16 protein-coding genes are annotated in these 16,782 nt (G+C 55.8%); 9 read left to right on the top strand and 7 right to left on the bottom strand.

The window, feature by feature from the left end:
* The first annotated feature begins 81 nt into the window (after positions 1-81).
* Positions 82-1,173, top strand: coding sequence for a cell division protein ZapE (zapE, locus tag ACJAXR_RS02205; RefSeq protein ID WP_415056616.1), 1,092 nt, complete (start codon positions 82-84; stop codon positions 1,171-1,173).
* Positions 1,174-1,188: 15 nt separating this feature from the next.
* Here zapE and ACJAXR_RS02200 read toward each other — a convergent pair whose 3' ends face one another.
* Positions 1,189-2,199, bottom strand: a complete 1,011-nt coding sequence (locus ACJAXR_RS02200) for a GlxA family transcriptional regulator (RefSeq protein ID WP_415056615.1) — start codon at positions 2,197-2,199, stop codon at positions 1,189-1,191.
* Positions 2,200-2,359: 160 nt separating this feature from the next.
* A complete protein-coding gene (locus ACJAXR_RS02195; protein WP_415056614.1) occupies positions 2,360-3,400 on the bottom strand; it encodes an NADP(H)-dependent aldo-keto reductase in 1,041 nt (346 codons plus the stop codon).
* Between the two features lie 286 nt (positions 3,401-3,686).
* Here ACJAXR_RS02195 and rplM point away from each other — a divergent pair, with 286 nt between their 5' ends.
* The 7 genes from rplM (at position 3,687) to ACJAXR_RS02160 (ending at position 8,639) form a co-directional block, all read left to right on the top strand.
* Entirely contained in the window at positions 3,687-4,115 is a 429-nt protein-coding gene (gene rplM / locus ACJAXR_RS02190; protein ID WP_415056613.1) for a 50S ribosomal protein L13, read from the top strand.
* 12 nt (positions 4,116-4,127) lie between these two features.
* Positions 4,128-4,520 (top strand): 30S ribosomal protein S9, encoded by a 393-nt coding sequence (rpsI, locus tag ACJAXR_RS02185; RefSeq protein ID WP_415056612.1) that lies wholly within the window; start codon positions 4,128-4,130, stop codon positions 4,518-4,520.
* Between the two features lie 264 nt (positions 4,521-4,784).
* Positions 4,785-5,378, top strand: coding sequence for a ubiquinol-cytochrome c reductase iron-sulfur subunit (petA, locus tag ACJAXR_RS02180; protein WP_415056611.1), 594 nt, complete (start codon positions 4,785-4,787; stop codon positions 5,376-5,378).
* Positions 5,378-6,601, top strand: a complete 1,224-nt coding sequence (locus tag ACJAXR_RS02175; protein ID WP_415056610.1) for a cytochrome b — start codon at positions 5,378-5,380, stop codon at positions 6,599-6,601. Before petA ends, ACJAXR_RS02175 begins: the two co-directional genes overlap by 1 nt.
* On the top strand, positions 6,601-7,383 hold the full coding sequence (locus ACJAXR_RS02170; protein WP_415056609.1) for a cytochrome c1: 783 nt from the start codon (positions 6,601-6,603) through the stop codon (positions 7,381-7,383). The genes ACJAXR_RS02175 and ACJAXR_RS02170 overlap by 1 nt, the downstream gene beginning before the upstream one ends.
* 173 nt (positions 7,384-7,556) lie before the next feature.
* On the top strand, positions 7,557-8,186 hold the full coding sequence (gene sspA, locus ACJAXR_RS02165; RefSeq protein WP_415056608.1) for a stringent starvation protein SspA: 630 nt from the start codon (positions 7,557-7,559) through the stop codon (positions 8,184-8,186).
* Between the two features lie 39 nt (positions 8,187-8,225).
* On the top strand, positions 8,226-8,639 hold the full coding sequence (locus ACJAXR_RS02160; RefSeq protein ID WP_415056957.1) for a ClpXP protease specificity-enhancing factor: 414 nt from the start codon (positions 8,226-8,228) through the stop codon (positions 8,637-8,639).
* A gap of 71 nt (positions 8,640-8,710) precedes the next feature.
* Here ACJAXR_RS02160 and ACJAXR_RS02155 read toward each other — a convergent pair whose 3' ends face one another.
* The 4 genes from ACJAXR_RS02155 to ACJAXR_RS02140 are packed head-to-tail and all read right to left on the bottom strand — an operon-like array spanning position 8,711 to position 12,079.
* Positions 8,711-9,277, bottom strand: a complete 567-nt coding sequence (locus ACJAXR_RS02155; protein ID WP_415056607.1) for a BON domain-containing protein — start codon at positions 9,275-9,277, stop codon at positions 8,711-8,713.
* Entirely contained in the window at positions 9,274-9,867 is a 594-nt protein-coding gene (locus tag ACJAXR_RS02150) for a phosphoheptose isomerase (RefSeq protein WP_415056606.1), read from the bottom strand. The genes ACJAXR_RS02155 and ACJAXR_RS02150 overlap by 4 nt, the downstream gene beginning before the upstream one ends.
* Positions 9,868-9,884: 17 nt before the next feature.
* On the bottom strand, positions 9,885-10,250 hold the full coding sequence (locus tag ACJAXR_RS02145) for a YraN family protein (RefSeq protein ID WP_415056956.1): 366 nt from the start codon (positions 10,248-10,250) through the stop codon (positions 9,885-9,887).
* A 5-nt stretch (positions 10,251-10,255) separates the two neighbouring features.
* Entirely contained in the window at positions 10,256-12,079 is a 1,824-nt protein-coding gene (locus ACJAXR_RS02140) for a penicillin-binding protein activator (protein WP_415056605.1), read from the bottom strand.
* Between the two features lie 157 nt (positions 12,080-12,236).
* On the opposite strand from ACJAXR_RS02140, the gene rsmI reads away from it, so the two are divergent.
* A complete protein-coding gene (gene rsmI / locus ACJAXR_RS02135) occupies positions 12,237-13,082 on the top strand; it encodes a 16S rRNA (cytidine(1402)-2'-O)-methyltransferase (RefSeq protein WP_415056955.1) in 846 nt (281 codons plus the stop codon).
* A 28-nt stretch (positions 13,083-13,110) separates the two neighbouring features.
* Here rsmI and uca read toward each other — a convergent pair whose 3' ends face one another.
* A complete protein-coding gene (gene uca, locus ACJAXR_RS02130) occupies positions 13,111-16,713 on the bottom strand; it encodes an urea carboxylase (RefSeq protein ID WP_415056604.1) in 3,603 nt (1,200 codons plus the stop codon).
* Between the last annotated feature and the right edge of the window lie 69 nt (positions 16,714-16,782).

Genomic DNA, 16,782 nt, shown 5'->3' with positions numbered 1-16,782 from the left:
TCCGCTCACTATCGGACAATTGCCAAATGCGGGCCCCAGGGAGTAGAGTTCCGCCCCCTTTTACCTCCCATGGCCAGCCTTATGACGCCTCTTGCTCGTTACCAGGCGGACCTCAAACGTCCGGATTTTGTTTTTGACCCCGCGCAGGAAAATGCCGTTCGGCATCTGCAGCGTCTTTTCGACGATCTCGTCGCTGCGGAGAAAGCCCGTTCGAGTTTGTTCGATAAATTGCTGGGTCGCAAAGCCGAGCCAGTCAAAGGTCTCTATTTCTGGGGCGGGGTTGGCAGGGGTAAAACCTACCTGGTCGATACTTTTTTCGATGCCTTACCGATCAAGCGCAAGATGCGAACACACTTTCATCGATTCATGCAGCGTGTGCATCACGAGCTCAAGGGCCTCAGCGGCGAGAAAAACCCGCTTACCCTGATTGCCAAGCAGTTTGCCGCTGAGGCGCGGGTCATTTGTTTCGACGAGTTCTTTGTGTCCGATATTACCGACGCAATGATTCTCGGTACGCTGATGGAAGAGTTGTTCAAAAACAACGTGAGTCTTGTGGCAACTTCCAACATTGTGCCTGACGGGCTATACAAAAATGGGCTGCAACGCGCCCGCTTCCTGCCAGCCATAGCGCTACTCAACAGTCACACAGAAGTGGTCAATGTTGATAATGGCGTGGATTATCGTTTACGTGCACTTGAGCAGGCAGAGCTTTTCCATTGGCCGCTTGATGAAGGTGCGGACCTGAGCTTGCGACAGAGTTTTGAAAGCCTGGTGCCGGATATCGACGAGGTAGTGGAGGGTGAGTTGCTGACGGTCGAGAATCGTCCGATCAAGTCAATCAGGGTCTGTGAGGACGTTGGCTGGTTCGAGTTTCGCGAGTTGTGCGACGGACCCCGCAGTCAGAACGACTATATTGAACTGGCCAAGATCTTTCATGCGGTATTGATAGCAAACGTAGAGCAGATGGACGCGAGTAAAGATGATATGGCGCGTCGTTTTATTAACTTGGTTGATGAGTTCTACGACCGTAACGTCAAGCTGATACTGTCAGCGGAAGTTGAGCTGAAAGATCTCTATACGGGTGGCAGGTTGACTTTTGAGTTCCAGCGCACGCTCAGTCGTCTGCTCGAAATGCAGTCCCACGAGTTTCTGTCACGGGCGCACAAGCCTTGAGGGTTTGACTTCCGCCTACTGCAGGTTTTGTTGAAACTGTCGACGATACTGGTTGGGTGACAGATCAGTATGCTGGCGGAACAGGCGAGCAAAGAAGCTGGCGTCGTCATAGCCTACGTCGTAACTGATTGTCTTGATGCTGCGCCGTGTGGTGCTCAGTAAATTCTTTGCTGTTTCGATGCGCAATCGCTGCAGGTAATGTAGCGGTTTGTCACCGGTTGCACTCTGGAATCGACGCATGAAGTTGCGAATGCTCATACCGTGCTGACTGGCTACATCCTCGAATCGAAATTTGTCCGCATAGTGTTCTTCGAGCCACTGCTGGATCTGTAGAATGGCGACGTCCTGATGCAGCTTCTGTCCGCCGAAGCCAATAACGCCGGGTGTGTAGCTGCGCTGGACCTCATACAGGGTATCGCGCGCCACTGCCTGAGCTACCTGGCTACCGCACAGCTTCTCAATCAGATGAATGGATAGATCGCAGTTTGAAGTGACGCCCGCTGCACAGTAGATATTGTCAGCGTCGGTGATGTGCTTATCCCGGCATAGCGACACCTTGGGGAATCTTAGGCTGAATTCATCGAAGAAGCGCCAATAGGTGGTGGCCTCTCGACCATCAAGCAAGCCGGCAGCAGCAACCCAGAATACGCCCGTCGCCTCTGCGCTGATGAGTGTGCCGCGCGCATGTTCGTCCTGTAGCCAGGGAATGACACCGGGATAGCGTTCAAGCATCTGGTCGAAGTCGCCCCAGAATGCCGGCAACATGATCAGTTGCGGCCGCAAAGCGCTGAGCGTGGCATCGGTGGCTATACGGTCCTGGCTGAAGCTGGTGACTGGCAGGTTGTCCGGTGCGACGATGGAAGTACGAAAGCCGGGTGTCAGCCCCTGACCGCGACGGCGACCGTCTCGCAGACTGGCCATATGAAAGAAATCCTTGGCCTGCATCAATGTGGACGCAATGACACCGTCGGTCGCAAGAATCGCAACCTGTCGGAGCGATGTGGAGGGTAGGCTGGTCTGAATCATGGTTGTAACCGTTTTTTTATAGGGTGTATCGGCCACGCTATGACTAAAGCATCTTGTGTGCTGGCGCAAGTGCCTTGCTTATGCTGATAAAAGACGGGAATGTCGGATGATTTGATTTGCAGGGGTTGCCGGGCCGCCATGTGACGGTCCGGCCTGGTAGTCAAGGTGCCGGGTTGGGCTGGCCCTGATGTATGTTGGCTATCGCCTCAAGCACAGCATCAGACAATCCCATGTTGATGCTGCTGAGGTTGCGATTGAGCTGATCCATATTCGTCGCACCAATGATGTTACTGGTGACGAATGGCTGTCTGGTGACGAAGGCAAGCGCCATTTGAGCTGGATCCAGCCCGTGTTCGCGGGCTAGCTGCACATAGCGTGCGCAAGCGCGCTGCGCCTGAGGATTGTTATAGCGGCTGAAACGACTGAACAGAGTTAGTCGGCCCTTCTCTGGTAGAAGTCCGTTCAGGTACTTGCCAGTAAGTGTTCCGAAGGCAAGTGGAGAGTAAGCCAGCAGTCCTGTCTGCTCGCGGAGAGATATTTCGGCCATGCCAATTTCATAGCTGCGGTTAAGCAGGTTGTACGGGTTCTGGATCGAAGCGATACGTGGCCAGCCTCGACTTTCGGCCAGATGTAGGAACCGGCTTACGCCCCAGGGGGTTTCGTTGGACAGGCCGATGTGTCGAATTTTGCCGGCTTTGACGAAGTCGTCTAGGACCTCCAGAGTGTCCTCTATGGGTGTGATCAATTCGTCAGGGTTGTGTCGATAGCCCAAGTTGCCGAAAAAGTTCGTGCTGCGGTCCGGCCAGTGCAATTGGTACAGATCTAGGTAGTCTGTCTGCAAGCGTTTGAGGCTGGCGTCCAGGGCAGCTGTTAGGTGCTCGCGATTTAAGCGGGTCCTGCCGTCACGAATATGCGGCAACCAGTCGCCTGGGCCCGCCACCTTGCTGGCTATGATCCAGTTCTCTCGGTTGCCGCGCTCAGCCAGGTAATTACCCAGAATACGTTCGGTTTCACCATAGGTCTCGGCTTTTGGCGGTACAGGATACATTTCGGCAGCATCGATGAAATTAACGCCGGCGTCTTTGGCTCGGTCGATCTGGGCGAAGGCATCCTTTTGGGTGTTCTGTTCGCCCCAGGTCATGGTGCCGAGGCACAATGCGCTGACTTTGAGCTTGGTACGGCCAAGAGGGCGATATTGCATTGAAGTTACTCCCTGAATAGGTTGAATCCGTTTCCGGTAGGCCCTTAGGCTGAGGCAATATGGCATCTATTGTAAATAAGGGTTGTAATTTTTAGCTCCCTTGACATAATGCCCGCCACTTTCGACAGGATGCCTAGCTTGTCGTTGTTGTTTACAGCGCAGATGCCACCCAGACCCACGCAGCCCCCACTGAGTGTCTGTTCTAGGCTTTGTTGTCTTGTAAAAACACATTTCATTCTGTAAGATTCGCCCTCTTATATTAGAGCGGCCTCTGAGGCTAGGATTAATGAAAACCTTCAGCGCCAAACCTGAAAGCGTTAAACGCGACTGGTACATAGTAGACGCAACCGGACTGACATTGGGTCGTCTGGCTACCGAAGTAGCTACACGTTTACGCGGCAAGCATAAGCCCGAGTACACTCCTCACGTGGACACTGGTGACTATATCGTCATCGTCAACGCCGAGAAAGTACATGTAACCGGTAAAAAGGCATCAGACAAGATCTACTACAGCCACTCCGGTTTTCCGGGCGGTATTAAGTCGATCAGTTTTGAGAAGCTCTTGATTCGCGCTCCAGAGCGCATCATTGAGTCTGCCGTCAAAGGCATGTTGCCGAAAAACCCCTTGGGGCGTGCAATGTACCGCAAGATGAAAGTGTACAAAGGTGCAGTTCATCCCCATGCGGCCCAGCAACCCCAAGAACTCAAGGTCTAACAGGAGCTCACTATGTCGGCGACACAAAACTACGGCACTGGCCGTCGTAAAACTGCCACCGCCCGCGTGTTCCTGCGGCCGGGTAATGGCAACATCCAGATCAACAACCGCACCATCGAGAATTTTTTCGGTCGTGATACAGCGCGCATGGTAGTACGCCAGCCGCTGGAACTGACTGAAAACGTTTCCAAGTTTGACGTGTTTGTCACCGTCAAAGGCGGCGGTACTACGGGTCAAGCAGGCGCTATTCGTCACGGCATTACTCGTGCCCTGATGGAATACGACGAGACTCTGCGCGGCGTGTTGCGCAAAGCAGGTTTCGTTACGCGTGATGCTCGTGAAGTAGAACGTAAGAAAGTGGGTCTGCGTAAAGCGCGTAAGCGTCCGCAGTACTCCAAGCGCTAAGTCGAAAGACTTATCCCAAGAACGCCCGGTTTCCTTTTGGAACCGGGCGTTTTTGTTTGTGCGACAAATTGCCCCAACAGGGCGAGAAGCCCGCAACGCCCCGTATTTCGATGGTTTGCTGGATGCCGGAACAATTCTTTAGCGATTGTTCGCCTTGTCAAAAATGGGGTTTTTCATTACCATCGGATTCATTTTGTGCAAGCGGATAAAAACTCTTAAAAAGGCTCTTAAAAGCCTGAATCAGCTGAGATGGGAGACGACTGGATGAGTAATGACGGCGTTAACAATGGCCGGCGTCGCTTCCTGGTGGCAGCCACAAGTGTTGTGGGTGCAGCGGGAGCCGTAGGGGTAGCAGTACCCTTCGTTGGATCGTGGTTCCCGAGTGCGAGAGCCAAAGCGGCTGGCGCGCCGGTGAAGGTTAATATCAGCAAGCTCGAAGCTGGCCAGCAAATCATTGCCGAATGGCGTGGTCAGCCCGTGTTTGTATCCCGTCGCACACCCGAGGCTCTGGCGATTCTCGAGGAAAACGTCGAGATCCTCGCTGATCCGGAATCCGAGGCATCGGTACAGCCTGAATATGTTAATCCCCACACGAGAGCAATCAAGCCTGAAGTGTTAGTGGTAATGGGCATCTGTACGCACCTGGGATGCTCGCCCCTGTTCCGTCCGGAGGTCGCTTCCGCCGATATGGGTAACCAATGGAAGGGTGGTTATTTTTGTCCCTGCCATAGCTCTCGCTACGATATGGCCGGACGTGTCCACAGTGGGCAACCTGCCCCGTTGAACCTGCCGGTCCCCCCCCATTCCTATGAGTCCGATGACGTTATCATCCTCGGCTTGGATCAGGAGACAGCATAATGGGCAAGCTGAACAGCTGGATCAATGAGCGGATGTCGGTCGACAGGGTGGTCAGGGACCATTTGACCCATTATTACGCTCCCAAGAACTTTAACTTCTTTTATTTCTTCGGCGCACTGGCGATGTTGGTGCTGGTCAATCAGATCATCACCGGTATTTGGTTGACCATGAGCTATGAGCCTTCAGCGGAGGGTGCGTTCGCTTCGGTTGAATACATCATGCGCGATGTCGAGTATGGCTGGCTGCTGCGCTACCTGCACTCCACTGGCGCATCTGCATTTTTCGCGGTGATCTATCTGCACATGTTGCGCGGCATCATGTACGGTTCGTATCAGAAGCCCCGGGAGCTAATCTGGCTGTTCGGTATGACCATCTACCTTGTGCTAATGGGTGAGGCCTTCATGGGCTACCTGCTCCCGTGGGGTCAGATGTCCTACTGGGGTGCCCAGGTGATCATTTCGCTGTTTGGCGCGATTCCCTTTATCGGGCCTGACTTGGCTCAGTGGGTGCGCGGCGACTACCTGATCTCAGGTATTACGCTGAACCGTTTCTTTGCATTGCACGTGATTGCGTTACCGATCGTTTTGCTGGGTCTGGTTGTGCTGCATATCATTGCCCTGCACGAAGTGGGTTCAAACAACCCAGATGGCATCGACATCAAGAAGCACAAGGACGAGAACGGTAAGCCGCTCGACGGTATTGCGTTCCACCCCTACTACACGGTCAAGGATATTACCGGCGTTGTCGTCTTCCTGTTCATCTTCTGTGTTGTGGTGTTCTTCTTCCCCGAGATGGGCGGTTTTTTCCTGGAACATCCGAACTTTGAAGTGGCCAATCAGCTGAAGACGCCAACGCATATTGCGCCTGTCTGGTACTTTACGCCCTTCTACGCGATTCTACGGGCGGTACCGGCGATTGGTGGCTCGGCATTCCCTGGAGTGATGGCCATGGGTGCGGCGATTGCTGTGCTCTTCGTTTTGCCCTGGCTGGATCGTAGTCCGGTTCGCTCAATCCGCTATAAGGGTTGGATGAGTAAGTTATGGCTGGTGATTTTCTGCGTATGCTTTGTCATTCTGGGTATTCTGGGCGCGATCCCGGGTACTGATACCCGAACACTGATTGCGCAGGTCTGCACCGTACTGTATTTCGCCTTCTTCCTGCTGATGCCGTTCTACACCCGCATGGAGAAGACCAAACCCGTTCCAGAGAGGGTTACTGGCTAATGAAAAAGCAATTGATTGCACTGGTATTTGCCTTGATGCCCTCGGTGGTCTTGGCGGCAGGAGGTGAATACCCACTCGAGTCAGCCGAGGTTGATCTGCGTGATAAAGCTTCGCTGCAGGATGGTGCGCGTACGTTCGTTAACTACTGCATGGGTTGTCACTCCACTCAATATCAGCGTTATGAGCGTGTCGCTAATGATCTGGGAATTCCCGATGAACTGATGATGGAGAATATGGTTTTCCCCGCGTCAGCCTTGATTGGCGAGCACATGAAGATCGGCATGCGTCCGGAGGATTCGAAGGGCTGGCTGGGTGTTGCCCCACCGGACCTGACCAACGTTGCCCGGGTGCGCGGTAATGACTGGATTTATACCTACTTGAAGACCTTCTATATTGATTCGGCTCGTCCGCTTGGTGTTAATAACAAGGCCTTCCCGAACACGGCTATGCCTAACGTTCTGGAAGAGCTGCAAGGCCGACAGATTATTGGTTGCAAGGCCATGCCTGTTAAGAAGGATGACAAGATTCAGAAAGACTCGCTCACTGGCGAAATCGTGATGGACGAGCAATGTGACGTGCTCACTGTTGTTGATGGTACCGGTGTGCAAAGTGAGGAAGAGTTTGATACCACTATTCGCAACCTGACAGCGTTTCTTGCTTACTCGGGTGATCCGATCAAGCTGGAGCGTCATCGGATTGGTGCGTACGTATTGCTTTACCTGGCTTTCTTCTTCATCTTTGCCTACCTGCTCAAGCGGGAATATTGGAAAGATGTTCACTGATCGACTTTTTCGTTGATCAAATGCGCGCCCCTTTCGGGCGCGCACTTGTTTCTGGGGTATAATCCCTCTTTGCAATTAAGCTCAGGCAGTTTCTAACCGCCTGCGGCTTTTCATGTCCACGCATTCGCGTGCTCTGTTGTTACCGCAATCCGCTACAGGATGAGGGTTGATTTATGGGCGTTACCGCCAACAAGCGTTCTTCGATGGCTTTTTTCTCCGATCCAGATGATCACTACTGTCACCGCGTTCGGATCGTACTGGCTGAGAAGGGAGTGACCGTCGATGTGATCAATGTCGAGCCGGATAATCATCCGGAGGAGTTGGCGGAAAACAACCCTTACAACACGGTTCCCACTTTGCTGGACAGGGATCTGGCACTCTACGAGCCAAACATCATGATGGAGTATCTGGATGAGCGCTTCCCGCATCCACCGTTGCTTCCTGTCTACCCCGTTGCGCGTGCTAATACACGTCTGCTGATGTTTCGGGTGCAGCGTGACTGGTGTGGTCTGGTGGATGCGATCAGTAACCCGAAGACACCCGCTGCAGCGGCGACCAAAGCCCGTAAAGAGCTGCGTGAAAGTCTGATCGGTGTTGCTCCGGTTTTTGCCGAAATGCCCTATTTCATGAGTGAGGAATTCAGCCTAGTTGATTGCTGTATTGCTCCGATACTATGGCGTCTGCCGATCCTGGGCATTGAGTTGCCAAAACAGGCCAAGCCGCTGCAAGATTATATGGATCGGATTTTTCAGCGCGAAGGCTTTCTAGCCAGTTTGTCAGCGTCAGAAAAAGAAATGCAGTAAGTCACACCTCGTCACTAAAAGGAGGCCCGCATGGCTCAAATGAGCTCAAGCCGTCCCTACCTGATACGCGCACTGTATGAGTGGATACTGGAAAACGACTGTACCCCTTACGTATTGGTTAACGCTCAATATCCACAGACCAGTGTGCCGCATGCCTTTGTTGAGGCCGGTCAGATAGTACTTAACCTCTCGCCGAATGCCATTCGGCATCTAGAGATGGATAATGATCGGATTACGTTCGATGGTCGCTTCGGTGGCATTGCGCAACAGGTCTGGGTTCCATCTCAGGCCGTTATGGCAATATACGCCCGGGAGAACGGTCAGGGCATGGTTTTCGAGGTGGAGCCAGCCCCTTTCCCCCCCGGCAGTGATGAACCAAGTGTTGATGCCGGTTCTGCCCCTGCTGGCAAGACAGTCAAGAGTAAAAGGCCCTCGTTGAAAGTGGTCAAGTAACGCTTCAGGCAATAAAAAACCCGGGTTCGCACGCAGCGGCCCGGGTTTTTATTGCCTGATAGTCTGGCGTGTCAGTCTATGTATTCGAACAGTTTGACGATGCGCTGAACGCCGCCCACCTGTTGCACTGTTTGAACAGCTCGTTCAGCTTCTGCCCGTCTGACAAGCCCGAGAAGATAGATCACGCCTGCCTCTGTTGTTACCTTGATTCGCCGACCTGGAATAGCACTATCGGCCAGCAATCGTGCCTTGGAGCTGGTGGTGATCAGTGCGTCGGTATTGCGGGCAAGCAGCGGAATCTGCGGACCAACGGTTAGCTCGTTGTGCACGACTTTTACGCGTTGCACTCGCTGAGCCACCGAGCCGGCTTGGTCCTTGAGTTCCTGCCGAGGCACCTGGCCGGCCAGTAGTACGACACCGTTATAGCTGACCACGGACACACGAGAGTCGCGCTCAAGCTCTATGTGTGATTTGGCTATGTTGACAGTAGCCTTGGTTTCGATCAGTTGATCATCGATGCTGCTGCCAAAAGTACGCGTACCCTTGTTACTTTCTATCGGCGTATCGCGCGTGGCGGTCAAGATTGAACCGCAGCCGGTCAGGGACGTTATCAGCAGGATACACAGGGCAATCCTCATTCTTCACTCCCAAATAATTGGCGATCAATCAGATCGCAAAGACAGTGAATGGCAAGCAGATGTACTTCCTGAATGCGGGCAGTCGAGCGGGCGGGAACACGTATCTCTGCATCTTCAGGCAGCAGCAGGGAGGTCATGGCGCCACCATCACGTCCGTTCAGGGCAACCACCAGCATATCGCGGTCATGGGCGGCCTGTATCGCCTGCAAGATGTTTCCCGAATTACCGCTGGTAGAAATTGCGAGTAATACGTCTCCAGGTTGGCCGAGAGCCCGAATCTGTTTGGAAAAGATCTCGTCATAGCTGTAGTCATTGGCAATCGAGGTAATGGTCGAGCTGTCGGTGGTCAGGGCCAATGCTGGCAGACTGGGACGCTCCCTTTCGAAGCGGTTTAGCAGCTCCGAGGAAAAATGCTGTGCATCTCCGGCGGAACCGCCGTTACCACAGGTCAGAATTTTTCCTTCGTTCAGCAGGCAGTTGACCATCAACTGGCTGGCCTGTTCGATGCTGGGCCCAAGCACATCCATTGCGCGGGTCTTGGTTTCGATGCTGTCAGTGAATAACTGCCTGATTCGATGTTGCATATCCATAGGGAATAAAACTCGCTCTAGCAGGTGAATGCTTGCCGAATCCAGTTGTAGGATCCGGGGTCCGCGGGATTGCCGTGCGCGGTAACAACGTCAAAACGGCAAGGATTGTCAGCCAGGTGGGGATGAGTCAGAAGGTAATGCTGAGCAGCGGCAATAACGTGTCGCTGCTTGCGCCAGTCAATACTTTCTACCGCGTCGCCCCAGCGGCTGGTCCGTCGATAACGTACTTCGACGAATACTACTGTATCGGCGTGACGCATGACCAGATCAAGCTCGCCCACCTTGCAGCGATAGTTTCGCGCCAGCAGTCGCATGCCGGCATTCAACAGAAGTTGCTCGGACTGTCGCTCAGCCTGATTGCCGAGCTTTTGCTTGTCGGTCAGCTCGCTCATTGCACCGGGTTGTCAGAGATGACTGTCAATTGACCCTGTTCCATCACACCCCAGCTCAGTTGGCGATGGATGCGGCCGTCCTCAGCTAGTGTCAGTCTGCCGGTAGCGCCATTGACCTGCGTCTTGGCGTATTGCTGCATTTGCGGCAATCGGGTGAAGACCCTCTGGGCATCGATACCCATTGCATATAACCGCCCGAGTGGACCTTGAGCCTGCGGCCAGTTATCGGTTACCTGAGAATAAAGTTTGTCGTCGCGAGTCAGAAGCCAGGGGATCTCAGCTACAGCGATACCATCGGTATCCGCATTCTGCTGACCATCCGGACCGACCAGATAGGCATGCGAAGTTGCATAAACCGGTAAGTCTGCGGCGTACTGGAATGCCAGAGTGGGCTTTATCTGCCTTGCCTGTTGCGGGTTGACCGCAATAAACAGAGCGTCCAGATCCTGCCGCGGGGAGGGCTGTACGACGACGTTACCACTTAATGCGCTGGCAACCCGCTGGCCCCGTTGCTCACTTTGACGGATCTGCAGAAGGTCGGCAATTTTGCCGGACATTTCGGAGGGTTCATTGATTACGACACGTCCTACCACTACGCCGCCCATATCTTCCCAGCTGCGATTGAAGGATTCATATGCACGTCTGCCCCAGTCAGTGGGTGCATGCAGTGCGGCCATGCGGCGATGTCCCTGCTCCCATGCATGCTTTGCAGCAGAACGGGCTTCGTCCTCTGGTGCCAGTCCAAACTGGAACAGATCCTTGGGGTAAGGGCCGTCATCTTCGGCGTAATTCAATGCCAGCGTGGGTATAGGCAGTGATGGGCGCGAGGCCAGGAGACTCACATGATCACGATCGAGAGGTCCAACAACCCATTGCACTCCGTCCGCGACGGCTTGGGCGTAGAACTGGTCGAGATCCGCATAAGCGGTGCTGTCATAAAGACTGATGCGTGGCTGATCAAGACCTTGGCTCTGAGCCTGGTATTGTGCTGCTAGAAAACCGTCGCGCAAGGCCTGGGCTGCGCTGGACAGGGGGCCTTCAAACGGCAGCAGCAGTGCGATGTGCTGTGGTCGGGTGGCGTGCAGCTCGATCAACTGGCGGAGGGAGTCGGGCAGTAATCGTGCGGCGGGATGTCCGTTGTTTGCTTGTTCCCATGACTTGATTGCTTGTACCTGCAAGTCGAGGTTGCGGATCTCTCGTTCGATCAAAGCGAGCTCGATCCAGCCAAGCAGTTCGCCATCTGCGCTTTTCGCCGCCCGGCTAAGCTCTGGAACAGGAACCTGATGCAGGTTCTCCCAGATTGCTTTGCGGTTGGCGTCACGTTCCTGTGCAGTCAGGATGCCGTGCATAAACACGCGTTCGCGGGCGGCGGTCAGTGGCTCACCTGAAGCGCCCAATGCCAGAACACGCAAGCGTTGAATGGCTACCTGATCCTGCATGGGCAGATTCTCGAGTTGGCTCATCGACGGGTGGCGCAGTGCGCGCAGAGCCATCTCTGGCCGATCGAGAGCAAGCGCACTGCGGGCCTGCAGCGTACTGAAGCGTACCTGCTGGTCCAAAGGCAAATCACTTTGCGGAATGCGCTCAAGAATTGACAGTACCTGTTCCTGACGATCAGCGCCGCTGGCGGCCTGAGCTGCGTACAGACGCAGAAGATTCGCTTCGGTTCCGCTACGCTTGTCGGCGTCAGCGAGGATCTGTTCTGCCGATGCCTGCGGCGTCCGTGGCAAGTCATCCAGCTTCTGTGGGGCTGATGAGCAGCCGACAAGCAGTGCGGCCAGTGTCAGCGACAGCATCGACAGGCGTTTATTGCGGGGCATGCAGCGGTATCCTTGCGCATGGGACGCATGTGGCGTCCCGTTAAAAGTCTTGCTGGTGTTATTGCTGGCATTGTAACCAAGCGGCCGGACTCGCGCCATGCACTGAGTCACGTCCTGTACAATAAGACATAAACGCTTATCGAGGTTTGGCATGGTCATTTCCACAGGTACACTTTTTATTGTTGCCACGCCTATTGGCAATCTGCAGGACATGACGCCGCGGGCCCTGGAGGTTCTGGCGAACGTGGGTCTGATTGCTGCCGAAGACACGCGGCATAGCGGTCGTCTGCTGCAGCATTTCGGTATCAGCACATCGACCACGGCCTGCCACGACCACAACGAGCGCGACAAGAGTGCCCGGCTGGTAGAACGGATGCTTGCAGGGGAAGACATGGCGCTGATCTCTGATGCGGGTACTCCATTGATTTCGGACCCCGGCTACCATCTGGTTCGGGCGGCTCGGGAAGCGGGTGTACGGGTATGTCCGGTGCCGGGTCCCTGCGCACTTATCGCAGCGCTCAGCGCTGCTGGCCTAGCATCTGACCGCTTTGCCTTCGAAGGGTTCCTGCCAGCCAAGGCTAGCGGTCGCCGTCAACGTTTGCAGGCTCTGGCAGGCGAGACGCGAACCTGGATGCTGTATGAAGCGCCCCATCGATTGCTCGAGTGTCTGGAAGACATGCTCGATATCCTCGGGCCAGAGCGTCGGGTCGTGTTGGCCAGGGAACTGACCAAAACCTTCGAGACAATTCGCGGTGCACCGATTGCCGAACTGGTCGAATGGGTGCGGGCAGACAGTGACCAGCAACGGGGCGAATGTGTGCTGGTCGTTGAGGCCATGCCTCCGCGCAGTGAGGAAGAAGGGCTGGACCCCGAAGCTGAAAGGGTTCTGGATCTCCTGCTTGAGGAGTTGCCGGTGAAGCAGGCCGCAGCGCTGGCCGCCAAGATTACCGGTCAGAAGAAGAACCGCCTGTACCAGGTTGCCTTGGGCAAGGCCGCTAATTGAGCTTTGCGGCCTTGCTGCATCAGGGCGATTAATCGGTTTCCAGGACCATGACGCGCTGGCCAGCCTTGACGGGTGAGCCGGGTTGAACATGGACTGAGGTCACCAGACCGTCACAGGGTGCCAGCAGGGGGATCTCCATTTTCATGGATTCCAGGATGACCAACACGTCGCCGGACTTGACCCTGGCGCCGGCAGCGACCTGAACCTGCCACAGATTACCCGCAATATGGCTCTCGATACCCTGCTGGCCGACCTTCAGAGGAGCATCTTCTACTACCTCGGCGGGCGCCTCTTCACTGGAAAAATGGGCCTGGCCATTGGCGATCCAGCGATCACGCTCAGCATTGAATGCTGCCTGCTGGTGTGACCGGAACGCCTGGATACTGTCGGCTTCCTGTTCGAGAAAGGCTTGGTATTCATTCAAGTGCAGTTCCGTGTGTTCGATTTCCAGAGCATAGCGGCCCAGCGGAAATTCCCGGCGAATACGCGTCAGCTCATCGGCGCTGACCGGGTAGAAGCGGATTTGATCGAAAAACCGCAATAACCAGGGCTGGCCATCGAATGCCTCGACTTCGCGGTAGCGATTCCACATCTGTAATGTGCGCCCAACGAACTGGTAGCCCCCTGGCCCTTCCATGCCATACACACACATGTAGGCGCCGCCGATGCCCACGGAATTCTCCGCAGTCCAGGTGCGGGCGGGGTTGTACTTGGTGGTCACCAGGCGATGCCGCGGATCCAGTGGTGTGGCGACTGGCGCGCCGAGATAGACATCGCCCAGACCCATAACCAGGTAGCTCGCTTGGAACACGGTGCGGTAGACCTCCTCCAGATCGGGCAGATCATTTATTCGACGAATGAATTCCAGATTGCTCGGGCACCAGGGCGCATCCTTGCGCACCGTGGTCATGTATTTGTCGATTGCCAGCTGACACGCCGGGTCGTCCCAGGACAAGGGCAGGTGCACGATACGCGAGGGTACCTTCAGGTCGCGGGCTTGACATACCTCGTCCCAGGCGTCCTCGACAATACGCAACAGGCGATCAATTGAGAGGGTCTCGGGCTGGTAATGAACCTGTAACGAGCGAATGCCAGGCGTCAGATCAAGCACGCCTGCGAGCTGCATGCCCTCCAACGACTGCATCAATGCATGGCCACGAAAGCGCAGGACCAGATTGAGTTCCGGCTGGCCTATTTCCAGCAGCAGGTGGGTATCACCGGAAAGGCGCGCTACCAGCCGGGTGTCCCCATCACCGATGTCCAGCACAATGGGTGACTCCGGGGCGATCGCCGCGCTGCTAGGCGGACAGTCAGCGGTGAGCTGCTCAATATCCTGCATACGGAGTCTTGCCAGTTCCCGTGCGGTTTCCAGACTGACAGGGACGAAGCGAATGCGATCGCCGGCCTTGAGTTGCCCCATTTGCCACAAATCGGCCTCGATGATCGTCACTGGGCAGACAAATCCGCCGAGGCTGGGGCCATCGGGTCCGAGGATCACCGGCATATCACCAGTGAAATCGATCGCGCCGATTGCGTAGGGATTGTCGTGGATGTTGGAAGGGTGCAGACCGGCTTCGCCGCCGTCTTCACGCACCCACTCCGGTTTGGGTCCGATCAAGCGCACGCCGGTGCGGCTGGAATTGAAATGCACCTCCCAGCCGGTATCCAGAAACTGTTGCATGTAGCTTTCCGTGAAATACTCCGGGGCAGCATGGGGGCCATAGATCACACGCACGCTGCGCACGGCGGGCAGTTTGGTTTTAAGCGACTCAGATAAGGCGCCACCATTGCTGGTGTCTGCCAGCAGGGGCAGATGCAATACATCGCCGGCGCGCAGCGCGCGACCAGCGTGGCCACCAAACTGACCTAGGGTGAAGGTGCTCTTGCTGCCCAGATAATCCGGTACCTGAATGCCGCCGCGAATGGCCAGGTAGCTGCGCGCACCGCTGCCGGCAATGGTGCCGATGCTCAAGCGGCTGCCGGACTTGACCAGCAAGCTGGTATGCATAGGCTGCGGTTCACCGTCCAGGCTAACCGGTATTTCTGCGCCGGTAATGGCAATCACAGCATCAGTGTTGAATATGAGCGTCGGGCCACTCATGGTGATTTCCAGGCCGGCAGCCTCCCGCGGGTTGCCGAGCAGGCGATTGGCTAATTGCAGGGCCAGGTTGTCCATCGGCCCAGAAGGCGGGACGCCGACCGACCAGTAGCCCTGCCGCCCCGTTGCATCCTGAACGGTGGTCTGGGTACCACCGCTGATCACTTCGAAAGTAGTGGCCTGATAGGTTAACTCATCCAGGCAGCGGGTCCAGGGCTGGCCGGTGGCAAAGGGCGCAAAAGTGATTATTTGGCGCAGGAAGTCGCGGTTGGTCTCCACGCCATACAGGAGCGTATTGCCCAACGCGCGGTGCAATGCGGCGGCAGCCTGATCGCGGCTGGGTTCCCAGCAGATGACCTTGGCGATCATCGGGTCAAAGTAGGGTGGGATTTCGCAGCCCGCTTCTACCCAGCTGTCGATGCGCAGTGCTTGTCCGTCTGCGGCCGGGAAGCTGACCGCGGTCAGTAGGCCGGGGCAGGGCTGGAAATCACGACCTGGGTCCTCGGCATAGACGCGTGCCTGCATCGCATGACCTGATGGCTTCAGCCCCGTCCGCAACGTTGACAGCGCCGGCAGATCGCCGGCGGCCAACTGAATCATCCAGCTGACCAGATCGACGCCCCATACCTGCTCGGTCACGCCATGTTCGACCTGTAGGCGGGTGTTGACTTCAAGGAAGTAAAACTGGGCGGCTTCGCTGTCATAGACAAATTCAACCGTTCCGGCGCTGCGGTATTGCACCGCACTGGCGAGTCGGATCGCTGCTTCACACAGGGCCTCGGCCATGCCGTCGGGGAGATTGGGTGCGGGCGTCTCTTCTATGACTTTCTGATTGCGGCGCTGCACCGAACAGTCGCGTACACCCAGTGCTAACACGTCGCCTTTACCATCACCGAACACCTGGACTTCGAGATGGCGGGCGCGCTGGATATACTTTTCGATGAAAACGCCCGCATCGCTGAAATTATTCTGGCCCAGGCGCTTGACCGTCTCGAAGGCGTCACTCAATTCCGCTGCGTTGTAGCACACCCGCATGCCGATGCCACCGCCGCCGGCCGTGCTTTTGAGCATGATCGGATAACCGACCTGCTCGGCTGCATCTAAGGCTGATTTGAGGCTGTCGAGTAGGTCGGTGCCCTCCAGCATGGGCACGCCATGTTCCTTTGCTAGTGAGCGAGCCGTGTGTTTAAGGCCGAATACACGCAGCTGCTTGGGTGTGGGTCCAACAAAAGCAATGCCGGCTGCTTCGCAGGCCTCGGCAAAAGCGGCATTTTCCGACAGGAATCCATAACCGGGGTGGATAGCGGTTGCTCCGGTCTGTTTCGCTGCAGCCAGTATTTTCTCCACATCCAGATAGGTGCCAGTGGCCCCCCCTTCACCCAAGGAAATCGCTTGATCGGCGGCCTGGATGTGCAGGCTTGCTGCATCCGCTTCGGAGTAGACGGCAACGCCGGTAACGTGCAGGTCTTTCAAGGTGCGCAGGATACGGCAGGCGATGGCGCCCCGGTTGGCAATCAGCAATGTGTCGAACATAGTCGGTATTCCTCGGCCGGGTCGTCCCAGGCGCTTGTTGCTTCAACGGGTCGTCCCGTTGCAAAGCTG

The organism is Halopseudomonas sp. (genome assembly GCF_047631575.1).
Classification (GTDB): Bacteria; Pseudomonadota; Gammaproteobacteria; order Pseudomonadales; family Pseudomonadaceae; genus Halopseudomonas.
This window is presented reverse-complemented; position numbering and strand designations above follow the sequence as displayed.

Coding starts and splice junctions, on each gene's coding strand:
- zapE (WP_415056616.1), top strand. CDS start 82: ATGACGCCTCTTGCTCGTTACCAGGCGGACCTCAAACGTCCGGATTTT.
- ACJAXR_RS02200 (WP_415056615.1), bottom strand. CDS start 2,199: ATGATTCAGACCAGCCTACCCTCCACATCGCTCCGACAGGTTGCGATT.
- ACJAXR_RS02195 (WP_415056614.1), bottom strand. CDS start 3,400: ATGCAATATCGCCCTCTTGGCCGTACCAAGCTCAAAGTCAGCGCATTG.
- rplM (WP_415056613.1), top strand. CDS start 3,687: ATGAAAACCTTCAGCGCCAAACCTGAAAGCGTTAAACGCGACTGGTAC.
- rpsI (WP_415056612.1), top strand. CDS start 4,128: ATGTCGGCGACACAAAACTACGGCACTGGCCGTCGTAAAACTGCCACC.
- petA (WP_415056611.1), top strand. CDS start 4,785: ATGAGTAATGACGGCGTTAACAATGGCCGGCGTCGCTTCCTGGTGGCA.
- ACJAXR_RS02175 (WP_415056610.1), top strand. CDS start 5,378: ATGGGCAAGCTGAACAGCTGGATCAATGAGCGGATGTCGGTCGACAGG.
- ACJAXR_RS02170 (WP_415056609.1), top strand. CDS start 6,601: ATGAAAAAGCAATTGATTGCACTGGTATTTGCCTTGATGCCCTCGGTG.
- sspA (WP_415056608.1), top strand. CDS start 7,557: ATGGGCGTTACCGCCAACAAGCGTTCTTCGATGGCTTTTTTCTCCGAT.
- ACJAXR_RS02160 (WP_415056957.1), top strand. CDS start 8,226: ATGAGCTCAAGCCGTCCCTACCTGATACGCGCACTGTATGAGTGGATA.
- ACJAXR_RS02155 (WP_415056607.1), bottom strand. CDS start 9,277: ATGAGGATTGCCCTGTGTATCCTGCTGATAACGTCCCTGACCGGCTGC.
- ACJAXR_RS02150 (WP_415056606.1), bottom strand. CDS start 9,867: ATGGATATGCAACATCGAATCAGGCAGTTATTCACTGACAGCATCGAA.
- ACJAXR_RS02140 (WP_415056605.1), bottom strand. CDS start 12,079: ATGCCCCGCAATAAACGCCTGTCGATGCTGTCGCTGACACTGGCCGCA.
- uca (WP_415056604.1), bottom strand. CDS start 16,713: ATGTTCGACACATTGCTGATTGCCAACCGGGGCGCCATCGCCTGCCGT.